Below are 21,625 nucleotides of genomic sequence, written 5' to 3'. Positions count from 1 at the left end.
GCCATCAACTTGATAGGTAGCCGTGGTTTTTTACGTCGTGTACGGTAACCATTCTTTCGATCACGCTACGCCGTAACCAGGTCATTTTTGGGAGACCAGTGGATGAGAGGGAATGGACGCCGACGCCGGGCAAGACTTGCCATCGCACGGATGATTGCAAGGGTTGAACGACTGGAGAAAGTGGGCCAAGCAGCGAAGCGAAGTCTGCGGCAACGCCTTTGGGCGAGCATGGCCGTATTCCTCCGGGGGGCTAGCCGGAGCCAGGCCCGCCAATGATCTGAGCTTGCTCGATTAGCCTTGAGTGTCCATTTCAACTATCCCATGCCACTGGGCGTGCACTGAGTATCTTTCGGACAACGATCGCAAAGATGATCACCTAGATCGTGAGCAGGCTAGGGTTGCTCAGCCTCCGGCTGTGGGGCCGTCTGACGGGCCTGGCTCGCGAGAGGTCTGGCGCTGATCGACGCTAGGTTCTCTGGCCAAGCCCAGCGAGGACGATGATGCAAGAGGATCGCTTACCAACGAAGCCTATCTTTTAATCGTACCCTGGCCAATGATCTCGTTTAACCTTCGCACAGCAACATGCCCGGCCTGTACATCGCCAAAGCGGAGCGAGCCTTCAGATGAGTACCTTGTCCCTCGAGCAACACGACCGTTACCTGGAAATACTCGAAGCAGCAAAGAGTCTATTTGGCCGCGATCTTGATGCAGCTCTGCAATGGATGACGCGTCCCGTTACAGCGTTTGGTGGCAAAGCTCCTGGCGCCATGATCACAACCAGGCTGGAAACGGACACGGTCATCGAGTTTATCAGGCGCTTGGAGCATGGGTTTGTTGCGTGAGTTGCCTAGACGATGCCCTTTAGATGGAAGTTTGGACATTGAGCCGGGCGGCTCCAACAAGGGCCCGCTTCGAACCCCAAACGTAAGCCGACCGTCTACCAAACAAAACCCCAGCCGCTCCCCGGTGGCCGGCTACACGACACCCAACAGCTTTTCCAGCTGCGCATGCTCCCAAGTGCTCAGCAGCTCTACGGGGTCTGTACTGTACGACTGCAGCGAGTCGAAAATGTAGGCACGTCCCTCCGGGCTGTAGCAGCTGTCGCAATAGTCGAGCGTGTCACAGTCGTTGTAGAACGTGAGCACCCAGCCATCGGCCTCCACCGTCATCAAACCGCAGTAGATCTCAGCCCAAGACTGCCCACCTAGACGGCGCATGCTACGAACCCCGAGGGCGATGTCCCGCAGGATCTGATAAGCCTCGCGGGCCGTGAGCGGTTTTGCTTCCAAAAAAAGTACCTATATCTGGATGTTGTCGAACTGTCCGTGTCCGAACTCGGCTGACGGCATGGTAAATGAAACTTGGCATGGTGGGAGTGTTACGCGGGCATCAATTTGATAGCCTTCGGCCCTTTTGGAGCATATTGATGACAGTCAACGCACAGTCCAAGCTCAGTGCCCGCTACGGCGCAACTGACATCTCGCCGCCCACGCAATGGAATGAGGTCATCGAGCAACTCCTTGATCGCCGGAGTGTTCGGGCGTTCACTGATCAACCCTTGCCTGATGGCACGATCGAGACCCTTGTCGCAGCTGCCCAGTCTGCATCGACATCTTCCAATCTCCAGGTCTGGAGTGTCGTCGCCGTTCAAGATGTCGATCGCAAGAAGCGCCTGTCCGGCCTGGCCGGCAATCAGGCCTATATTTATCAAGCCCCATTGTTCCTGGTCTGGCTCGCAGACCTGTCCCGGGTTTCGCGCATAGCGGAGCAGGCGGGGGTAGAGCTGGAAGCACTACCGTACCTGGAAAGCTTGCTGCTAGGCACAATCGACGCAGCGTTGGCCGCTCAGAACGCTGTTGTCGCTTTGGAGTCACTGGGGCTTGGCAGCGTATACATCGGTGGCATCCGTAACGATATCGAAGGGGTTGCAAATGAGCTGGGTCTGCCTCCCCAGGTCTATCCCGTCTTCGGCCTATGCGTCGGTTATCCATCACCTGACCGACCTGCAAAGGTAAAACCGCGGCTACCGCAGCAAGCCGTACTGCATCACGAAACATATACGATCGCTGGCGAGGAAGGCGTCATCTCGGAATACGATGCGCGCCTGGGTGCGTTTTATCAGCGAGAAGGAATGAATGCTTCCGGCTGGTCGGAGCAAGTGATCAGCAGACTCCGGAATGTGTCGAGTCTGCATGGGCGTGAGGAGCTTCTGGGTGAGCTGGCGCGAATGGGCTTTGGGCTTCGCTGATGCGCTACTGAAGCACAACTGCCGTGGAAAGACCTGTGCAAGATCCTCCGTGCCGCAATGACATAAAGCACGGGGCGTGGAGGGTTTGATGGAGTATTGGGGCTGCGAAGGAACGCAACACACTGACCTAGAGGTGCTCAGCAGGTACGAGAATGACGAATCCCTCAGTTCGCCGTAATATGTTGGCACATCGCCATACAGGAGTTAAGCGTAATGCCTACAGCCTCCATCCCCGCATACAAGGCAGTTTCACCCCTTCTCGTTAGAAACGCTGTGCCGAGAACAGGTAGCGAAAATCTGCCAGGCTATTACTCGACTCAGCACGATATGTGGGTTGTTGAGACACCTAATGGTATTAAGCCAGTTATTGCTCGTGGAGCGCTGGACGAGCTTCTCACCAAGACGAAGGTCAATAGTGAAGAGGATGATGACTCGTTCGTGACGCTCGAAACGCTCACAAAAACATACTCCAAGCCTGAAAGTGACGACGATCTCACCTCCAGGGGGCAGGCCTCTCATCTGCTCCAACTGATGACCAAGACCGATACGGTGATCGAAGAGGATGACCCGGGTGACAGCTACGCCATGCTGGAGCTAATGACCAAAACCGAGGCGGAGCTTGAGCACGATGATCCAGGGGATATGCAATTCGGCCTCGATGAGCGCTTTTACTTGGATTGAGGCTTTCCACCATGTTTCTGCTGGTCACTAATCGCCGCGACATAACTATGGACTTCGTCGTCGCAGAGCTCCAACGGCGAGGCTTGCCTTATTTCAGGCTGAACACTGAACTGCTCCCTCTGTCCCAAAGCACGCTGGGCGTCAGCGCCATGAACGATTGGGCAATTAAGCTGGAAGGAAAGCGAATCACGGGGCATGACGTGACCGCTGCCTATTTTCGAAGGCCTGGCTCGCCACAAGCTCCTGAGACAGTTCTGGATGCGGGTGAACGTGCCTACATTGAGGCCGAATGGAGCAGCTTTCTGAAGAGCCTGTATTTTCGTCTGGAGAGTCGCTGGTTCAGTGACCCTACTCAGATCTTTCTGGCTGAAGATAAACCACGACAGCTCCTGATTGCGCGCCGGCTCGGTTTCAATATCCCGGATACCGCCATCACCAACCAGCTGAAGGCCGCAGAGTTACTGACGGCAGAGGGAAAGGCCATTGGTAAGCCTCTGCGGCAAGCGGTATTGCCGGGCGCACTGGAAAAGGTGATGTTCACCTCACGGCTGCAGCCATTGACCGAGGCAGATGCGCCTGCCCTTGGCCTTGCGCCGTTGATTATCCAGGCTGAGGTGCCGAAAAAATATGATGTCCGAGTCACTGTCGTTGGCGCTCAGGTGTTCGCCACGGCCATCTGGTCTCAAGATAACGAAGAAACCGAGGTTGACTGGCGACGGGGTAGTCGCCCTGACTTGCGACACGAGGCCATCCGCTTGCCCGATGAAGTAGTTGCTCAATGTCGGGAGTTGGTACGCTGTCTGAATCTACGGTATGGCGCTATTGATCTCGTGTGCGACCGGGATGAAAAGCTGTGGTTTTTGGAGATCAATCCAAACGGTCAGTGGGCCTGGATCGAAAATCAAACCGGATACCCAATAGCTGCGGCAATCGTTGATGAGCTGGAGATGATCCGAAATGGCCCGGTTTGATAGGCAGTTGTTTTGGCCGACCCTGGTTCCACCTACGCCTGAACAGGTTGCGGCAAATGACCAAATGCGCGATGGGTGGAAGGCATCTGTCAACGACGGCAATTGGGATCTGCAAAGCGAAATAGCGTTGGAAGAGGCGCGCCGGATGTACGACGCTGAACAGGAGCGTCGTAAAGGTGCTGACACGAAAGCTGGGGTCTACCTTGCGGCAGTAACTGCACTCATCCCAGTGTTGGTGTCGTTATTGCCGACCCTTTGGAGCGACAAGACCAGTAAAGCCCTTGGCGCCCTGTCGCTAGCGGTGTTTGCGCTTGCAGTGGCGTATGTCCTTCGAGCGGGGTACAGCGCGTTCTGCGTACTGCGCGTGAGAAATGCCCACACGGTAGGGGCCGGCGATATTTCACGCTGCTGGAGCACGCAACAACCCGTCGCGAGCTTGGCCAAGTCTATCGCCATTAAAGTCATCGAAAACTACCCGGGCAACAACGCCAAGGTGAGCCATATCAAGCTGGCGCATGACTACCTCCTGCGGGCGTTTTTCGTTTTCACCGTGCTGCTGGCTGTACAGGCACTGTGGCCTTGCGCGACATGGTTAATAGAAGAGCTTTCCAAGCTGATGGCACCTGAGGTGGCACGACCGCTGATGATGTGCTTTTCCTGACCAGGCACCACAAACGAGCTGACCTGGCTCTATGTCACTTTGACAATAGAGATGGCACGGCTCAAACCCGGCTATTTAGCAGTTCATGAAGAAGGGATACTCATGTATTTACGTACGCTGGATGTTCGGGGCTTCAAATGCTTTGGGGAGACGTTCTCGATCGAACTCCATGACGGCCTGAACGTTCTGGTCGGCGAAAACGGGGCCGGCAAGACTGGCGTCGTCAGCGCGATACGACAGCTCTTCAATGACTCCGAGTCGGGCAAACGGGTTATCAGTGAGCGTGATTTCTACAGGGGATTCAGCAAGGATGATGTCGCGGCTGAGGAGATCAAAATTCAGGCGACCTTCTCCGGTCTCGACAAGAACGATGTCATTGCGTTTGACACCTGGTGCGGCAACCAACCCGAGGCAAAACTCACGTTCACGGCCCTAAACCAGGAGTCTCGTGGTAGGTTCAAACACCATACTTACGGTGGCCACGAGTACACCAAAGCGTTTGAAACCGAGAAGCTGGACTACGTCCACTGCGTTTACCTCCCACCGTTACGTGATGCTGAAGTCAAGCTGCGAGAAGGGCGCCAGTCTCGCTTGGCGCGCCTGCTCAAAGCGCTCTGCCGCAAGGACATAGACGCCGCTAGAAAAGCCCGCGTTCTGCATCCGCTGGAGCAGCACGTCGGAGACTTCAATCGCGAGCTGTCAGAGAGCGACAAGTTTGCGATCAAAGCCGCCAACCAGCGAATTGGCGACAGCCTAAAAGCTGCCCTGGGCGCTCATCTCTCTCAGGGCACAATGATCCAGTTTTCGGAAGTGAGCTTCTCTCGAATCGTGGAAGGGCTGAGGCTCCTGTACTTTCCAGACTTGAGCAAAGCTGACGCAGCACAATTTCGTGCGCTGGAAGAAAACAGCCTGGGCTACAACAACCTCCTATACATCGCTTCCATTCTGGCAGAGCTCATCTTCGAAGCCGATGCAGCGCAGGGCGAGAAAACGTACCTGCGCCTGCTGTTAATCGAGGAGCCGGAGGCGCACCTTCATCCCCAGCTTCAGCTCCGGCTCCTTCGGCACCTCAAGAAGGCTGCTGAGGCTCGCGGAATGCAGGTGATCATAACCACCCACTCGACTGTGATCACCGCTGCCGTATCCGTAGATCACGTTATCCATCTTTCTAACCTCGATCGCCCCAAGGCAGTCCCCCTCAGGAACTGCGGCCTGCCCACGCAGAGCCGACAATTTGTGGACAGGTGGCTTGATGCGACGAAGTCGAACCTGCTGTTCGCCAAAGGCACAATCCTAGTCGAGGGCATAGCGGAGGCGATGGTCTTGCCGGCGCTCGCCAAGATCGTACTGCAGCCCTTCGGCGATGGGCGAAATTCCCTGGACGACTACGGAGTGTCGGTCATCAATCTGGGCGGAATCTATTTCAACCACTTCATGCAGCTGTTCTGCGACGTCAAAGCCGAGCATCAAGGTGAAAACATTCCTGTCAGGTGCTCAGGGCTGACCGACAACGATCCTCCAAAGTCAGTGATTGAGGACGATGGTGAGGGCGGTCAAAAGAGCGTTCCATTTCTGCCCCATGCAGACAACTGCATTGTCGGCAACAACCCGGCGCTGGGATTGCAGAAGCACATCGGCCTGTCAGAGTTCGCACGGCTTTTTGCAGGCAAGTACAAAACCTTCGAATACGACATCGCAATGGAGGGTAACAACCTCAAAACGATGCTGATCGTTGCCGCTGGTCTCTGGGAGGTTCAAGATGGGCCGGTGGTAAAAAGCCTCAAAGCAGACGCGGAACTCGATTTCGCTGCCATGACCTCCGCCCAACGAGCGCCTTACGCTGGCGCCTTGCTGGATCGTATTGACTCCGATGACATTGGCAAAGGCATCTACGCTCAAGCTTTCGCAGACGTGCTTGAGGCAAATGGGGCGGGCTTCATAGTGCCGACGTATATCCGCCAGGCCGTCCTCTGGGCTTGCGGTCTGGAACAAGGTGCGGCCTGATGGCAGCACAGGAGAAGCCAGCCCAACTGGGAGCAGCCGGCATCGAGTTCACCGACCAGCAGCAGAGATACATTGATGCACCGCTGGATCAACATGTTTACCTGCGGGCTTGCCCAGGCAGCGGCAAAACCGAGGTAGTGGCCGCCAAGGTATGCAAGATTATCCAGGAGTGGAACCATCATCCTGCTGGAATTGTTTTGCTCACCTTTCTCAATAGCGCTACCGACGAGCTGCAGAGCAGGGTTTATAAGTACCTTCGAGAGCCATTAGGCTCGCCGCACTGTATCTCCACCTTCGACAGCTTCGTGCTCACACATCTGCTATCGAGTATCGCCAGCGAGATAACAGGCTTCCAAGGACGCGACGGCGACTTCCGCATTCGTATCATCGACAAGTCAGCTGACATCTACCGTACGCGGGTCAAAATATGTGGGCGCACCGTATCAGCCTGCCGGTACAACTACGATCTGGGATCCGGACGCTTCGTGTTTTCGACCAACGATCGTAAGTGGGATAAAGAGGCCAACCTGGCCCAGTTCGACGCGGACACCAAAGAGGAACTATCAGCGACCAAGAAGCGGCTTTGGGCTGGTGGCTTTGCGACCTACGGCGACGTCGACGTGCTCGCACTGGTGGGTCTACGAGAAGACAAATTCAAAGAGTACTTCTCGCGTATCGCACGTCGTTTCCCGTTAGTGATCGTCGATGAGTGCCAAGATTTGTCGGCTGAGCAGCTTTTGATCGTCAAAAGGCTGAGCCGATTAGGCGTAAAATTCCATTTTGTAGGTGACCTTAACCAGTCAATTTATGGTTTCAGGAAATCGAATCCTGCAAGCGTGCGTCGGCGCATGGAGGAGCTTGGCTTTGAGGAGTACGTCCTCAACGAGAATTGGCGAAGCGGCCAAGCCATCGTAGATGTCTGTTCCAACATTCTTCAATCCGACCGTGTGGTGGGCAATCCCCGTATCGCTTCAGTAAAACCGAAGGTCGTCGAGTATCAGAACTGCCCGTCGGAGGTGCTTCCGGCCATTCGAGAAATGAGCCTGATACATGACAAGGTGGTGGTCGTTGCACGCGGACATGCAACACTGCAGCGCTTACGTAATGGTAGAGCTTTCGAAGGCATCGAGCTGCTGGCGCTGGCCTGCCTAAACCTCAAAGCAGGCAGGTTGACGGACATAGCGCAATGCCTGGAAACATTCGGTAAGTGGCTGGCGGCCCGGCTAGAACTGCAGGTGACGAAAGCAGGCCCTTACTGCCCTATGGATATAGAGTCAAAACTGGCGTGGCGTGTATTCCTTCACGACGGTCTCCAGTTCTTGGTGGAACAAGGTGTTGGAGATGGTAATCAGACTTGGTCGGACTGGGCCAGGGCAGCAAAAATTGCGCTTGGAAAGCTGCCAGATCAAACATTCGTATCTGTAGAGGTGCGTAAGCATTTAGAAGGGCTGAGAGGCCTTAATTTGCGAGCCCGTTCTGGGCAGGGGAAGATGCTGATCTCGGAAAGGTTGGCCGGGGTACCCGATGTAACCGACCAACGTGACTGCCTGCGTTTCGAGACGATTCACGGGGTCAAGGGTGAAACACACGACGTGACTGTGGTTGTATCGTCACAGAAACCAGGCGTGCATCTGTCGCACTGGAAGGACTGGCTGCGTGACCGGACTTCCGAAGCTGCGAGATTTGCCTATGTGGCGAGCTCGCGGCCGAAGCATGTGCTGATTTGGGCAGTGAAAAAATTGAAGGCTGAAGATCGGCTGGTGCTTGAGAGCCTGGGATTCGAGCTCCCGTAGATGATTACGGTAGGGGTGACCCAAGCGTAATCGCGATGTGGAGGCCTAACGGCTAAGCTCATCCGTCGCAAGCGAGGGTAGGTGGGTAATGCGTCGTTTGGGCCCTGGACTACAGCTGCGGTCTTGACGGACTCCCCACCACGAAGCAAATGTTGAGTTCTGGGAGATCCTCGTACGCAATCGGCTGGGCAACCCACTGCCTAAGATCGGGATCTAAAAACTAAGGTTTACCTTAGTTTTTGCGGTTTTTGTGACGGTTGGCTAGAGAAACTAAGCTATAGCTTAGTTTTTCTCCCAGCTGCACCAAGGCGATCTCCCGCAGGATTTGATAGGGCTCGCAGGCTCTTAGTGGGCCAGCAAGATCGGCATTACTTGCTTCTGCGCAAAAACAAGGCGGGCACGGGCAGGCTGACCAACAAAACTGACGATATCAAACTGAGCGGGCCCCGTTTCGCCTGCGTTGATAGCGGTGATCCTCGCTTGAACATACTCGTCCCAACCAGGATTACAGAATTGCGTGTCAGGCCAAAAATTGTGTGCATCGTCGGTCACAAACTGCTTGGCAATCGCTCGTTGTTCCGCGCCGACCAAACACCAAGCTGCAACTACTCTATCGCTCCAAGTCGCGGAGGTCAGTAGGTGTATCGCAGAAAAATTTCCCAAATGAAATTGTTCGACCTCTCTGTCAAACGCGTACATCGCATTTAACTGGTCTAGGTAGGAACCTTCCGCCATAGAGTCTACCACCGTGAAAAGCCAACCTATCGCCTGGAATTGGCTGAGACTTACGACTCGTTTGTGGGCGGGGGGCAGACGACTTCTGCTAAACCACGCCTTCGTGCCCGTTTTAGTTTTAGTAGCTGGAGCATGTCTATCGCTGGCGGACATTTTAAGCCTCCTGGTTATTGTATTTATACTGTACACACGTCAACCGTCGACAGGGGTTTGCATGCTTATTTTAGAATGCCTGTGGAGCCAGCTGGCACGCAATCAAATAAATAAGGTACTCGCTAGAGAAAATGGAGCAATGTGGTTTTCAGGGGCGGCCTTGCGAATGGAAATTGTCTGTTGCCGTGACTAGGATGGCCGTGAGGATTCGTGCCGCTGGTCTGAATCCAACTGAATAGGATCACCCTTGACGAGGGGCAGGGGAGGCGGAAAATTTCGCTAAAACAGTACACTTAGTATATTAAATAGCCCGCATCAAATTGACCGCAACCCAATGAAATTATTACGTTTTTCTGCTCAGGCCTTGAATATTACACTTAGTGGATTTTTGCATCCTACCTCTAGCGGCGAGCAACAGAGCTTGCAATAATTAATTAAATGCTTATTTCGTTTCGTACAATCTCTGATCGTAACAGGTTGCGCACACGAACACCCTCTTGACAGCCCGGATTTACGCTCTACCCTCAAGTTCGAATGATGCCGCTCAACTGCGCGGGTAAGTGCGCAGGGCGGGCCCGCCGTCCCTAGCAAATCATCAGCGCATAGATGGCAGTAAATATCAACTCCAAGAGGCCACTCAGTGAAACCTACCTTTACGCTAGGGTGTGAGATGAAGTCAGGGTTGAGGCAGAATAAAAGCAGCAAAGTCACCGTTGCCGAAATGCGTCAAATTGCATCAAACTCCACTGCTGTAAGTAACCAGAAAAAATGGATGAGGACGGATATCAATCAGGCAAAAAGTGCTTACAAGCCGACTGGCACGGGCATCCCTCTTGAGGTTCGTAGCCTCTATTCTAAGGTGCAACAGTCCTCGCTTGAGCACGGCTTTGACATTGAGCAGGTGCATTCGATCTGGCGGGCGGCAAGCCTAGCGTACTCTGTGAAAGAAATATCTTCGATGTTCGAAGATGCCCTGAAAAAATTTACCTCAAGAATAACCTTTGACGATTACCTACGAAGGGCTTTCATGCTGCCCTCATCAGACTTTGATCAACCAGCGGAGACCCTTGAAGGGAAGGGCGCTGTAGCAATAAGAACGCTGGTACATCTAAAAGTCCAGCGTGATCAACAGCCTTTCATCTGGGCTCCTAGCATGGATGGGAAGTTCACAGTAGAATCATGGGTCGACTTTACTTACGCGCTATTGGAAAAACTCGTCAAAGATGAGTTGGTAGCAGACTCCCTTCGCTGCAAGCTATTCGCGCGAGATCTTGGCTTGTAGTGCCAACAGCACGCAGTAAAAATGCCTAAGCCAACACTGCTGCCAGATCTCTAGCTACTCCGTTCACTCCCTTAATGGAAGGCTAGGGCAATCTTTCTATCGTTCGGGCCACTTGTGATAATCAGCACCTGCCTGTTTCAGGGTTTGACCAGTGTCAGCTCACATTCTTCAGCCAGCGAATTCACATAGAGCTGAGGGATATGACCTCAACGGGGTGCTTCATCTCTAAATGATTGACAGCAGGCTTGCTCTCGCCCAGAGGTTGAAGGATGTCCTCAGCCTGCACTGCCCAGTGCGAATCTACCTTCAGCGCGTCTCGATGTTTCGAGGCACGAATATGGGCGTTTACCTGACGGATCACGACAGTCGCGCAGTGTGGACTGCCCATTGGTTTTTTAGTTGATATATTTGTTTAAACGATGGAAAGGGTTTGAACGCAAAATACCAGCCTGCACCAGTTGGATGTAGCAAGCATTGCACCATCTTACGATCATGCCGGCGCGAGGAACATTGTTAGCTTTGCCCGGCCGAAGCTTAAGAAACGGCCTCCACATTATGCTTGATCGGGAGTATATCCTGGTGCTGATCCACTGCGCTGGAGGATTCAAGCAGAATAGATAGAATGATTTAGCATCTGACGCATCTAGATCTGCTGGGCTCTTACCAGCTACCAGGATCGACCAAAGAGTAAGCTTTTCAAACGCGCGAAGATTCAGATAGTTTGGCTCCCCCCGAACAAACAAACAAAACAGTGACGCTCCAGACGAGCAAATTTCCTTACTGCTAACTGGATTAAAGGAGGTCAAAAAGTAAGTTATTACTTTCTCAGGGAGTTGCGCCGTAACTCCTTCTTTTACAAGATATAAAGGGACTGCCGTAGCAGAGGTGTCATGGTTAATGTTATTAGACTCTTGGTAGAGCCGTTCAATAGTAGAAAAGGCCTCCTGTTTATTAGCGACTTTATTTCTGTATTTTTTGCTTCTATCAAAACTGCTCAGGAGTTGACCTTCCGGCTTACGACACCGTGCGCAGCCCTCATTAAAAGCTCTTAACATTTTTGTGGGAAGCAAACCATTTACGTCAACTTTTGGAAGATAAGCTGTCGGGTATTTTTTTGCTCGCCGATGAAACAATGGTTGCATTTCGTCAGATGTAGGGTAGGGCAGCAGTTGAGAAATCTGTCTCCAGCGAAAAAAATATTCCATATAATGTTCAGGGACTCTCCCGGAAATAGATCCTTTACCTGTGTTGACTTTGAATCTTCCATTGGTTCTGTCCGAAAAATCAAAACAATCGAAAGTTAAATAGTTAAGGCAATCCCTCAAGGGTATTTTAAGATAAAACGAGGTGGCGAACATAAACAATCCGAGCTCTAGTCCTTTCTTTCCGTTCGTGATTTCTTTTAACGCATCAAGGTAATCGCAGCACAACGGCTCTGCATCAGTGCAACTGCATGTATTCACATGAGGAGTTTCGGGTCTACTAGGAGGACAAAGGACAAGACCGATGGCTTCAGAGTTAAAACTAAAAAATCGGTTAATAACCCACCTGACCCCATTCTCGCATAAGGGAGAGTGAAATGGACGCCATTCTGGGTTGGCTTGTAGAAGGCCGAATTCATTTACAAATCTATCGTTGCTCTTTGATACCCATGACTCAGGAGGGGTGGTGCAGAAGCTCAAAAAATCTTGCACATCGCTATTATTTAGTTCCGCCAGGGGCTTTGTTTTAACAATGAAGCTCCAAAGCAAAAACTTTTCTAAAACTGATTGATCCCAGCGGGCCTGAGCGGGCTTAGCCATGGTGGCCAGCGCATAATCAGTCATCAGCGCATAGCTTTCCTGAGCACGTAAAGCCGACGGAAGACTTTGGAGGTAAATACGCACCAACTCCTTTTCCGCACAAGACCGTTCGCTGGCGCCCTCGGCCGGCGAGTCAGGGTGCGTCAGTAGTCCATGAAACCTCAGAACCATAATATGTATCCCAAATGCGAGCCGGCAATTGCGAAGGCTAACAGCCTTGAGCCTTAGAGATCTCAGCATCTGAATCTATACAGTAGGTGCTATGAACGCAAACATCTGGGCGACATCAGCCATGCAGGCGAATTTTTGTCCGATTAACTCTCGTCAATCGGCCAGAGTACAGGAGCAGCTTAGGATATCGGGGCGAAAATAATTTCATTGAAAACAATGGGTATGCGCCGTGGCCGGTATGGCTGAATTCTATTTTCCAATTTACTTTCGCCACGCGGTACACCAGGGAGTGATTTGGAGGCAGGCGGCTGACACCAGAAATCAGGGGCTACAGAGCGGTTTTTTCCAATTTAGTACTGACAGAAAAGGCGTAGCCGGGTTGAGATAGTACGTCAGTTGTGCAACCTAACTGGTTGGCCTGGAATGCTTTCCGATCAAGTCGTCCACGTTTCCGATTAATCAGTGGGGGTCACATCAGTTCTGAATCTCCGGATTTTAGGTGCAACCGACAACATGAGCATCTCCTCATAATATTTGATTTAACATAATATGCATTATGCGAACTCTCGTATAAACCCACACGCCCGTGGGATACCCAGATTCGAAACCAGTACCAGGGCGATAACCCACCCAACCATCCCATCCTTTGACCTTGGTTAACATCCCTGCAGATTCCCTCCACTAAAATCCGATCTCCGCACCCTTATGGGGATCTGGCATGACCATCATCGTAACAGGCGCCGCGGGATTCATCGGTAGCAACCTCGTACAGGCGCTCAACCAACGCAACCAAACCGAGATCATCGCCGTCGACGACCTCACCGCAGGCGACAAATTCCTCAACCTGGCTGACAGTGACATCGCTGACTACCTGGACAAGGATGACTTCCTGGACCGGTTTCGGCGCGGACAATTTGGCAACGTACGTGCGGTGCTGCACCAAGGCGCATGTTCCAGTACCGTCGAAGCCGACGGCCGTTTCATGATGGACAATAATTATCGCTACAGCCGGGACTTGCTGGAGATTGCCCAGGCGCAACAGGTTCCGTTCCTGTACGCCTCATCGGCAGCAGTCTACGGTGCTGGCCAGGACTTTCATGAACAGCGCGATTGTGAGCGCCCATTGAACGTCTACGGCTATTCCAAATTCCTGTTCGATCAGCATGTGCGCCGGCAGTTGTCAGCTACGCGCAGTCAGGTCGTTGGATTGCGCTATTTCAATGTTTACGGGCCCCATGAACTGCATAAAGGCGCGATGGCGTCGGTGGCCCTGCACTGTTTCAACCAGTACCAGGCCTGCGGCAAAGTCAGCCTGTTCGGCAGCTACGGCGGTTACCCCAGCGGCAGCCATTTGCGTGATTTCGTCTCGGTGGATGACGTGGTCAGGGTCAATTTATTCTTCCTTGATCACCCGCAACTAAGCGGCATTTTCAATGTGGGTAGCGGACGCGCCCAGTCGTTCAATGATGTTGCGCTGGCAGTGATCAACCGATTACGCAAATACCAAGGCCAACCCCCACTGTCCTTGGAGATGGCCTTGCTTGAAGGCATTCTGGAGTACAGTGAGTTTCCTGAACATTTGCGCGGCAAGTACCAGTGTTACACGTGTGCTGACCTGCAGCGCTTACGCGATGCAGGTTACAAGACGGCAACATTGACGGTGGAACAAGGGGTAAGTCTGTATTGTGATTGGTTGCAAGGCCTGCAAAGCCTGCAAAGCCCGCCGCCTGCTCCTTTCAGCCAAGCGACGGCAGCTTGATATTCGCAACTTCTTAACATAACTACGCTAAATATTCATTTAGTGTAGTTATGTATAAACCAGCCTAAAGGGGCCCTGCCGATCACCATTGGTGGGTATAACTCGCCGTTAACACAGTGCCTGGCGCAGGCAAATGGCTGGTGTTGTTACTGTTACGCATCAGTTGACTGTACAGCGGATAGTAATACCGATTGAACAAGTTCTGGACGCCCACGCTGACCTGATCATGCTCACTCAGCTGGTATTGGCTGATGATATCCACCGTGGTGTAGCCATCTACCCTGCGTCTGCCAAAGCTTTCGACACCTTTGAGGCGGTAATCCTCTGCACCGAAGTAAGTCGCCTGCACGCGATGGCTCCAATCTTCGTCTGGCTTGTATTGAAGATACGCTGTCAGTTTCACAGGTGGAATGCGATAGCCTGTCATGTCTTGCCAATCGCCACCGTCTGGTTGCTCGCGTCCTTTCATCCAAGTGAAGCTCCCCCCTGCCCCCCAATGCTCGTCGCTGGTCAACCAGTCAGCGCTGCCTTCCACGCCATAGATGCGCTCCTGGGTGCGGGTGAGGATCAGGCCATTGTTGAAGCTCTGAACATCGCCCAGTTTTGATGTGGTGTAGAAAACAGCCAGCGATGCCAACGTCTCCTCGCCCAGCTCGCCGCGCCAACCGAGTTCGTAGTTATTGGTCTTGACCGGCTCCAGGTTGGACGAGCCAATATCGAAACCACGGCGTGCGTTACGCAGCTGCACGCCAATGTCAGGTAACTGGAAGCCTTGGCTGAAGGCGGCATAAACCGCCTGGCCGCTGACGGGCGAGTAAGTCAGGCTGATATTGGACAGCAATGCATCGTAATGGACTTTGCCGCCTTCCACCGTGGCGGGGTTGGCGGTGCTTGATTCAGACAGCGGAATGAAGTCTCCGTATTCGGCGGTGGCATATTCATAACGGATGCCGCCTTCCATGGACCACTGCTCGTTGAAACGATGCTGTAACTGTGCAAACGCACCTACGCTGCGCGACGTCAGGTCAGGCATGTAGCTCAACTTGCCGATTTTATTGAATACCGTTCCGCCGCTCGCATCAAACGCTTGCGGGTCGAAGATATCGATCGGCATGTCGCTGCGCTCCTGGTTGAAGTCGCCGCCCCACAACAGTTCGGTATCTGCCCCGCCGATCGGGGTTCGCAAGGTAATGCGACTACCAACGACTTCGCTGTTCTGCATGACTTGATCGACATTGCGCCCACGTGTGGCAACGCCACGGGCATCGAAGGGCGTGAAGCGGGTGAAATAGTCGCGGTAGTAAAGCTGGGCATTGAATGTTCCCCCGAGCACTTCCGAGTGACCGTATTCAAGGTTCACCAAGGTGTTCTTGATCTGGTTCTGTTCGTCGAGGGACAACCCGGACAACGGTTGTGCGGGTGCGGAACCAGGCGGCAATCGGCTGACCGCTGGGTCGGCGGTATAGTCACTGTTTTGCTCGGCGTTGTAATGGCTGAGGGACAGCTGAATACGTTGCAGCTCGTCGATGCGCCAACCAACCTTTCCGCCAATGTTGTAGCTGTTGGAATCGAACAGGTCACCTTGGCTAGGCTCGGGCGCAATGCGGTGCCCTTTGGCATCGTAAGAGGCGCCGATATGGCGTGCGCCGAAATCGAATGCGTAATCCAGGGCACCCTGGGCGCCGGCAACATGATGCTGCAACTGCCCTCCCAGGCCATCGCTGCCCACTTGGCTCAAGGGCGAAACGCCCGTTAGCGTGGTCTCTGCCATTTGCTCGCCGCCTGCGGGCCGCGTGGTGATGGAGATGATCCCTCCCGTTGCACCAGCGCCGTAGATAGCGCTACTGCCGCGAATCACCTCGATGCGCTCGATCAATGCAGGGTCGATATTGGCCAAGTTTCGCGAAGAGTCGCGGTTAGTGTTCAGCGGCACGCCGTCGACCAGGACCAACATCGTACGACCGCGCAGCGTTTGCCCGTAATCGGTGATGGTACGGCTGGAGTCGGCCATCCCAGGGATGCTCTTGGCCAGCAGCGTCGCCAGCCCATCAGAGCCCTGGCGCAATTGCTTCAGTTGCTCGCGTTCGATCACATTGACCTGGCGTGCCTGCGGTACTACACCGCTGGAAAGCCGAGAGGACGTGATCTCCGTGCCTGCTAGTTCAATGGGGCTGGCGGTCGTAGACGGCGTATTACCTGACGCTGCTTCGTTTGACGGTAAAACGATGAATGTCCGCTCATCACGCGCCTGGGCGACCAGCCCACTCTGCTCGAGCACCTGGCCCAGCGCCTGCGCCACTGTGTAACGTCCGTGCAGCGCCGGCGCCTGCTTGCCCGCAGTCAGCTCGCTGGAAAACAGCACTTGAGCACCTGTTTGGCGAGCCACTGCATTCAGCGAGCTTTCCAGCGTTGATGCAGGAATATTGAAATCGACAACCACCATGGTTTGCGCGAACGACCACTGGCTGGCCATCAAGGTGCTGGTCAAAATCGAGACGTGCCAAGGTGTACGCAGGAAGAGCTGACTCACTTGTTATTCTCCAGGAGATGAGGTGCAGAGAGTTAGCCGCTTCGCGACGGCCCCAACCCTACCTCGTTGGAGAATTATTTTTTCCCGCTTGGGGCTGAATGCGTACGACCCCGCCTTCCCTGCTCAGCTTCACCGGGAGAATCTCCGGCAGTAACGCCAACAGCGTTTCGACGCTGTCGCTGCTGAAAACACCTGAAAGCGGCAATTTGCCGACATCAGGGTCCGTCAGTTCGATCGGCTGGGCGTAATACCGTTGCAGTGCAGCAACCACCTCAGCCAGTGGCGTACCGGCGAAAACCCAGCGGCTTTCTTGCCAGGCGCTAGCGTCTTCGGCATTGCCTTTGACCACCTCACCGGGGATGCCCTGTTGCACGAGCACCTGCTGCCCAGGCATGAGCAGCGAGGTACGGTCCGCCGCGCGCCCTGTGACTGCCACCTTGCCTTGCGCAACGGTAACCCGCACGTCACCCGCGTACATGTTGACGTTGAATCGGGTGCCGACCACGCGTATGTCGGCGTTGCCTGCATCGACCAAGAACGGCCGATAGTGCATGGGCGAAATGTCGAATAAGGCCTGGCCACGCACCAGTGCAACTTGCCGGGTGCGCAAATGCCAGCTGACGCGTACCTCAGTGCCCCCATCCAGCTTGATCTGGCTGCCATCAGCCAGCTGTATCGCCTGGCGTTGTCCCACCTGCGTGACAAAGTGTTCATTGCGGTACGCAGGATCCTTCCAGGCCACACCTGCGGCCAGGGCCAGCAATACTAGCGGGAGTACCTTGCTGCCTTTGCGGGGCTTGCGGGCAGGTGGCGAGCTGGGTAAAGGGAAGTGCTGCTTCAAGGTCTCGCGACACGCGGCCAGCGCCTCATCGACTGCAGCATCGTCTTTGTTTCGTGGACGGCTCACTGCGCCACCTCGGATTGCAGATGTTCACGGCAAGCGATCATACCGACGCGCAAATGCTTTTCTACGGTTTTCAGCGAGATCCCCAGGCGCTGCGCGACTTCAGCCTGGGGGACCTCATGCAGCTTGTGCATGATGAACACGGCCTGGCAACGCGGCGGCAATCGGGAAATAGCCGCAATCAGCCTGTCCAGTGTCTTCGCCGCGTCGACATGGCGCTCCTGTGGCGCTGCGTTGCAGGCGACGTCGGGCAGTTCTGCCACGGCGACGATCAAGCTGCTGCGCCGACGCTCGCGGCGGTAATGCGAGATGGCGTTGTCGTGGGCGATCTTGCGTAACAGCGCCAGGGGCTTGCGCACCCCTTCTTTCTCGTCATCCTCCAGCAACTGAACGCACAGGTCGTGAACGACTTCACGCGCGAACACCCGCTCGCCGAAGCGTCGGCGCACATGATCGACCAGGTCGTCGTAGTGACGGACCAGGGTGGAGAGCAAGGATGGCTTTGGAGGATCTGCCTGCACGGTAGCGATAACAGAGAGGAAATGAGATGCAAGTATAAATGGGAATGCATGTCATTTGAAAGCAGTGTCACCCGCCTCCGCCTTCTTCTTAACTGAGCATGCGAACCGAGCTCACCGCATCAACCGCCATGTCCAGGTCGCTGCCGGCAAGCACCTGAGCGTAATACGCCTTCAGTTCGTCCTCCCACCCCGCCACCTCCACCAGCAGATGCTCTGCATGCTCCCGCGTCAGGGCAAAGTGCGCGTGATGGCTGAGCATATTCGCGCGGCTAATCTGGCTGCCTTCCCGGCCAACTGCCATGGCCAAGGTCTGTGCGGGGCCTTCTTCAAGCATGGGCAGTACGTCGTACATGGGCGACAGGCGCCATCCGCCGTCAACCCAGATCACCGCATGGTTGCGTGGATGGTCGTCGGAGTTGCCCACCAGGGCGTTGTAGCACATGCGCTTGAACAGCGCCTGCAGGTCGGTATCGGGCACACCCCGGCGGCGCATTTCATCGGCCACGGCGGCATAGCGCCAATCCCGATGGTGCGCCCCGTTCCACTCCGAATCCAGCAAGGTCAGCGCGCTGAGCATCGGGATACGTCGGGCACCTTGTGCTATGGGCGTGCGGTCGAAGCGTTCGATCAACAACGTCGAAGGGGTTTCAGCATGCAGCGCGGTCTTGGCCACGTTCAAGCCCTTCCCTGCGGCGAATGTCATGCAGGCATATTCGATCGAGGGCAGGTCGTAATGGTCGAAGCGATCACGCGGCTTGGCCAGAATCAGCATACCGTTATCCTGCAGCGTACGTTTTGGCCGTGCACCACCCAGAGCCGAACGCTGTTGGCGCACGTTGAGTGTGGCCACCGACTCGACGTCGAGCTGGCCGTCGTACACCGCTTCACACGCAGCGACGAACTTGGCCAGGCCTTTCAAGGTTGGTACTGCGCCATCGCCTAAGCCGGGTGCGGGGGTTGTTGCGCCGCCTGCCATCAGGTTGCCAACGCGGTCGTTGTTGGGTGACTTGAGCAGGAAGTCGAGGGTGCCGAGTTCTTGGCCGTACGCCCGATGCAGCAGCCGCTCGCCCCAGCCATCGGGCATGGCGTCATTGATGAAGCCGGGTATGCCGCGGTTCTTGACGATGCCGGTGTAGGCCTCGGCGCGTAACGGGTAATTGATTGGGTCGGGGACCCAGCCGCCGCGCGCGACGTGGTCAGGTGCATAAAGAAACTCCCCGAGCTTGCCTTTGAGGGTCAGCCGGCCAAGGGTGATGACTTCACCTGTCTCGGGGTGCTCCATATAGATGTAGGCACGGGACATCAGAACTCCTCAGGCTTGGGTTTGGCCAGCCGCACGCGGCGGGATGCCAGGCTCTGGTGGGCATCATCGTCATCACTGAACCGGGTGATCTGGGAGGTTTGCTCTATGCCTTCCAGCGAGGCGAAAACGGTTTCGCTGATGCCCAGGCGCCACAACACCAGCATGAATGAACGCAGGTCGACGAGCTCCGAGCCGCCTTCGATCTTGCGAAGGGTATGCGCGGAGACGCCGATAGTAGCTGTAAGGTCGGCTTGGCGCAGGCCGAGTGCCAGGCGCCGTGCTTTGACCAAAAGGCCGATTTTACTGAGAGTATCGGCGCAAGCGACTGGAAAATAGGTCGTCATAAGGCTCGCCATGGTTAACGTTAACTGAGTTAAGGTTAACCATAGCACACCTAAAGATTTTATAAGGAACGCATAATACTCATCGTGGTAAGCATTATCTAGGATAAGGTTAACCGAGGTTAATCTTAATGATCTCTATGCAAGACCACCAAAGCGCTTGTAAAAACTTTCATTCACGTCAGGCAATGGGCCGTCAGCCGTTTCAAGGGCACTGTTCAACCACTCTTCGGCCTTGGCAAACACCAGCCGATACAGGTTGCGACACAGCTGCCGTGCTGCCCTGCCCTCCCAATCACCTGGCAGCAACTCATCAGGCAGTTGCGGGTCGCGCAGCAGCAGCCGACGGTACTCGTGAATCAGTAGCGTGCGTGCCAGGAAGCAATCCTGCGCATCGAGCTGCGGTTGCTCTTTAAGGCCCTGCCACAGCGGCCTGAACAACTGGATGAATTCACTGTACTGCTGCCCCAGCTCGTCGATACGCCAACTCTCGCGCACTTGCGCGCGCATGGCCTTGGAAGCAAGCACTTCCTGGGTGTGCGTTTCAAACACGATGCTGTCATCACTGGCCTCCAGCTCGCGCAGGGTCGCGGCCAAATCCGCGCGGTCAGCACGGGGGCAGCCCATCACGTTGGGCGCCATCACCCCGAAGCCTTGCCATTCCAACTCCTCACGCAGGGTTTTGCGCTTGCCGGCTTCCAGTTGTGACAGCAACACCAGGGTCCAGGCGCCATCCCATGCGGGTTGGCTGGGGCTGTAGACGCGTTTGAAGGCTTTTTCGAAGCGCCGTCGGCCGGTGCCCGTCAGGCTGTAATAGCTGCGTCGGCCGACTTTTTCGGCGGTCAGCCAGCCTTCCTTGGTCAAGCGGAAGATCGAGGTGCGGATCAGCCGTTCGTTGATGCCGATCGGCTCCAGCAGGTTGATCAGGCTGCCCAACCACACCGTGCCACCATGCGGTTCGATAGCGTCGCCGTACAGGGTGATGATCAGCGAGCTGGCGCGGATCGGCGTCTGTTCCTGAAAACGAGTGATCAGGTTGTTCAGTGGGGCAAGTGTGCTCATGGAGGAACTGTGCGCGGGGAAAGCTCCGACTATACCTGCGCGGCGGGTTGCCTGGCCATTGCGTGACACGGACAGACTCATGCTGGCGCCTTGCCTTTGGGCCGGATGCCGGAGTCACCCATGCGCGGGCGACCCTGCTCGGCTTCGGTCAGCGGTGGGCATTCGACCAGCGCGGTCATGCAGCGCTGCGTCAGGTGCTGATACTCCGCCGTGCCGCGCTGCTTCCAGGCCAGCTCCTGGTCGGTCAGCGGGCGCTTGACCTGTGCCGGGCTACCCACCACCAGGCTTTGTTCGGCGCATTCGAACCCCGCCTTGACGAAGGCCGTGGCAGCAACGATGCAGCGCGGGGCTACATGGGCACCATCCATTACCACGGCATTCATACCTACCAGGGCATCTTCGCCCACGCGGCACCCGTGCAGCACCGCGCCGTGGCCGACATGCCCGTTGCGTTCTATGACCGTGTCGCCCCCCGGAAAGCCATGCATCACGCAGGTGTCCTGCAGGTTGGCGCCCTCCTCCAGCACGATGCGGCCGAAGTCGCCCCTGAGTGAGGCCAGTGGGCCGACGTAGCAACGAGGGCCAACGATGACATCGCCAATCAGCACTGCGCTCGGGTGCACATAGGCAGTTGGATGAACCACGGGGGTCAGGCCGTCTAGCCGGTAGCAAGGCATGGCAAAGCTCCTGAAATGATTTGAAAT

The 21,625-nt window shown here is 55.2% G+C and carries 19 protein-coding genes; 9 read left to right on the top strand and 10 right to left on the bottom strand.

What is annotated here, in order from left to right; translation table 11 throughout:
- The first annotated feature begins 623 nt into the window (after window positions 1-623).
- Window positions 624-842 carry an antitoxin Xre/MbcA/ParS toxin-binding domain-containing protein gene (locus ACMCNM_RS15785; RefSeq protein WP_412764855.1) on the top strand — a complete coding sequence of 73 codons (219 nt, stop codon included), beginning with the start codon at window positions 624-626 and terminating at the stop codon, window positions 840-842.
- A 132-nt stretch (window positions 843-974) separates the two neighbouring features.
- On the opposite strand, the gene ACMCNM_RS15780 is transcribed toward ACMCNM_RS15785, so the two are convergent.
- Complete coding sequence (locus ACMCNM_RS15780; protein WP_412764854.1) at window positions 975-1,289, bottom strand: hypothetical protein; 315 nt, start codon at window positions 1,287-1,289, stop codon at window positions 975-977.
- 137 nt (window positions 1,290-1,426) lie between these two features.
- On the opposite strand from ACMCNM_RS15780, the gene ACMCNM_RS15775 reads away from it, so the two are divergent.
- The 6 genes from ACMCNM_RS15775 (at window position 1,427) to ACMCNM_RS15750 (ending at window position 8,358) form a co-directional block, all read left to right on the top strand.
- Window positions 1,427-2,248: an NADPH-dependent oxidoreductase gene (locus tag ACMCNM_RS15775; RefSeq protein WP_412764853.1), complete on the top strand. Its 822-nt coding sequence runs from the start codon at window positions 1,427-1,429 to the stop codon at window positions 2,246-2,248.
- A gap of 213 nt (window positions 2,249-2,461) precedes the next feature.
- A complete protein-coding gene (locus ACMCNM_RS15770; RefSeq protein ID WP_412764852.1) occupies window positions 2,462-2,929 on the top strand; it encodes a hypothetical protein in 468 nt (155 codons plus the stop codon).
- Between the two features lie 11 nt (window positions 2,930-2,940).
- Window positions 2,941-3,900, top strand: a complete 960-nt coding sequence (locus tag ACMCNM_RS15765) for a hypothetical protein (protein ID WP_412764851.1) — start codon at window positions 2,941-2,943, stop codon at window positions 3,898-3,900.
- The gene (locus ACMCNM_RS15760; protein WP_412764850.1) at window positions 3,887-4,561 is read left to right on the top strand and encodes a hypothetical protein; all 675 of its coding nucleotides are present in this window, start codon (window positions 3,887-3,889) and stop codon (window positions 4,559-4,561) included. Before ACMCNM_RS15765 ends, ACMCNM_RS15760 begins: the two co-directional genes overlap by 14 nt.
- A gap of 102 nt (window positions 4,562-4,663) precedes the next feature.
- Window positions 4,664-6,565 (top strand): ATP-dependent nuclease, encoded by a 1,902-nt coding sequence (locus ACMCNM_RS15755; protein ID WP_412765929.1) that lies wholly within the window; start codon window positions 4,664-4,666, stop codon window positions 6,563-6,565.
- On the top strand, window positions 6,565-8,358 hold the full coding sequence (locus tag ACMCNM_RS15750) for a UvrD-helicase domain-containing protein (protein ID WP_412764849.1): 1,794 nt from the start codon (window positions 6,565-6,567) through the stop codon (window positions 8,356-8,358). Before ACMCNM_RS15755 ends, ACMCNM_RS15750 begins: the two co-directional genes overlap by 1 nt.
- Window positions 8,359-8,703: 345 nt before the next feature.
- Here ACMCNM_RS15750 and ACMCNM_RS15745 read toward each other — a convergent pair whose 3' ends face one another.
- The gene (locus ACMCNM_RS15745; protein ID WP_412764848.1) at window positions 8,704-9,246 is read right to left on the bottom strand and encodes a hypothetical protein; all 543 of its coding nucleotides are present in this window, start codon (window positions 9,244-9,246) and stop codon (window positions 8,704-8,706) included.
- 640 nt (window positions 9,247-9,886) lie between these two features.
- Here ACMCNM_RS15745 and ACMCNM_RS15740 point away from each other — a divergent pair.
- Window positions 9,887-10,528: a hypothetical protein gene (locus ACMCNM_RS15740; RefSeq protein ID WP_412764847.1), complete on the top strand. Its 642-nt coding sequence runs from the start codon at window positions 9,887-9,889 to the stop codon at window positions 10,526-10,528.
- 395 nt (window positions 10,529-10,923) lie between these two features.
- Here the strand turns inward: ACMCNM_RS15740 and ACMCNM_RS15735 are convergent, their stop codons facing one another.
- Complete coding sequence (locus ACMCNM_RS15735) at window positions 10,924-12,414, bottom strand: hypothetical protein (protein WP_412764846.1); 1,491 nt, start codon at window positions 12,412-12,414, stop codon at window positions 10,924-10,926.
- 805 nt (window positions 12,415-13,219) lie between these two features.
- Between ACMCNM_RS15735 and rfaD the strand changes: the two genes are divergently transcribed.
- A complete protein-coding gene (rfaD, locus tag ACMCNM_RS15730; protein WP_412764845.1) occupies window positions 13,220-14,260 on the top strand; it encodes an ADP-glyceromanno-heptose 6-epimerase in 1,041 nt (346 codons plus the stop codon).
- Between the two features lie 82 nt (window positions 14,261-14,342).
- Here the strand turns inward: rfaD and ACMCNM_RS15725 are convergent, their stop codons facing one another.
- From ACMCNM_RS15725 to paaY, 7 genes are all read right to left on the bottom strand, one after another.
- On the bottom strand, window positions 14,343-16,733 hold the full coding sequence (locus tag ACMCNM_RS15725) for a TonB-dependent siderophore receptor (RefSeq protein ID WP_412765928.1): 2,391 nt from the start codon (window positions 16,731-16,733) through the stop codon (window positions 14,343-14,345).
- Window positions 16,734-16,848: 115 nt separating this feature from the next.
- Window positions 16,849-17,697: a FecR family protein gene (locus tag ACMCNM_RS15720; protein ID WP_412764844.1), complete on the bottom strand. Its 849-nt coding sequence runs from the start codon at window positions 17,695-17,697 to the stop codon at window positions 16,849-16,851.
- The gene (locus tag ACMCNM_RS15715; RefSeq protein WP_412764843.1) at window positions 17,694-18,215 is read right to left on the bottom strand and encodes an RNA polymerase sigma factor; all 522 of its coding nucleotides are present in this window, start codon (window positions 18,213-18,215) and stop codon (window positions 17,694-17,696) included. Before ACMCNM_RS15715 ends, ACMCNM_RS15720 begins: the two co-directional genes overlap by 4 nt.
- A gap of 88 nt (window positions 18,216-18,303) precedes the next feature.
- Window positions 18,304-19,518, bottom strand: coding sequence for a type II toxin-antitoxin system HipA family toxin (locus ACMCNM_RS15710; protein WP_412764842.1), 1,215 nt, complete (start codon window positions 19,516-19,518; stop codon window positions 18,304-18,306).
- Window positions 19,518-19,862 (bottom strand): transcriptional regulator, encoded by a 345-nt coding sequence (locus ACMCNM_RS15705; RefSeq protein WP_412764841.1) that lies wholly within the window; start codon window positions 19,860-19,862, stop codon window positions 19,518-19,520. The genes ACMCNM_RS15710 and ACMCNM_RS15705 overlap by 1 nt, the downstream gene beginning before the upstream one ends.
- A 135-nt stretch (window positions 19,863-19,997) precedes the next feature.
- Complete coding sequence (gene paaX, locus ACMCNM_RS15700; protein ID WP_186681513.1) at window positions 19,998-20,921, bottom strand: phenylacetic acid degradation operon negative regulatory protein PaaX; 924 nt, start codon at window positions 20,919-20,921, stop codon at window positions 19,998-20,000.
- Window positions 20,922-20,998: 77 nt separating this feature from the next.
- Window positions 20,999-21,598, bottom strand: coding sequence for a phenylacetic acid degradation protein PaaY (gene paaY / locus ACMCNM_RS15695; RefSeq protein ID WP_099429337.1), 600 nt, complete (start codon window positions 21,596-21,598; stop codon window positions 20,999-21,001).
- Between the last annotated feature and the right edge of the window lie 27 nt (window positions 21,599-21,625).

Source organism: Pseudomonas sp. NGC7, assembly GCF_047159675.1.
Lineage (GTDB): Bacteria > Pseudomonadota > Gammaproteobacteria > Pseudomonadales > Pseudomonadaceae > Aquipseudomonas > Aquipseudomonas kermanshahensis.
The sequence above is the reverse complement of the archived record's forward strand: the minus strand, read 5'-3'. Positions and strand labels throughout refer to the sequence as shown.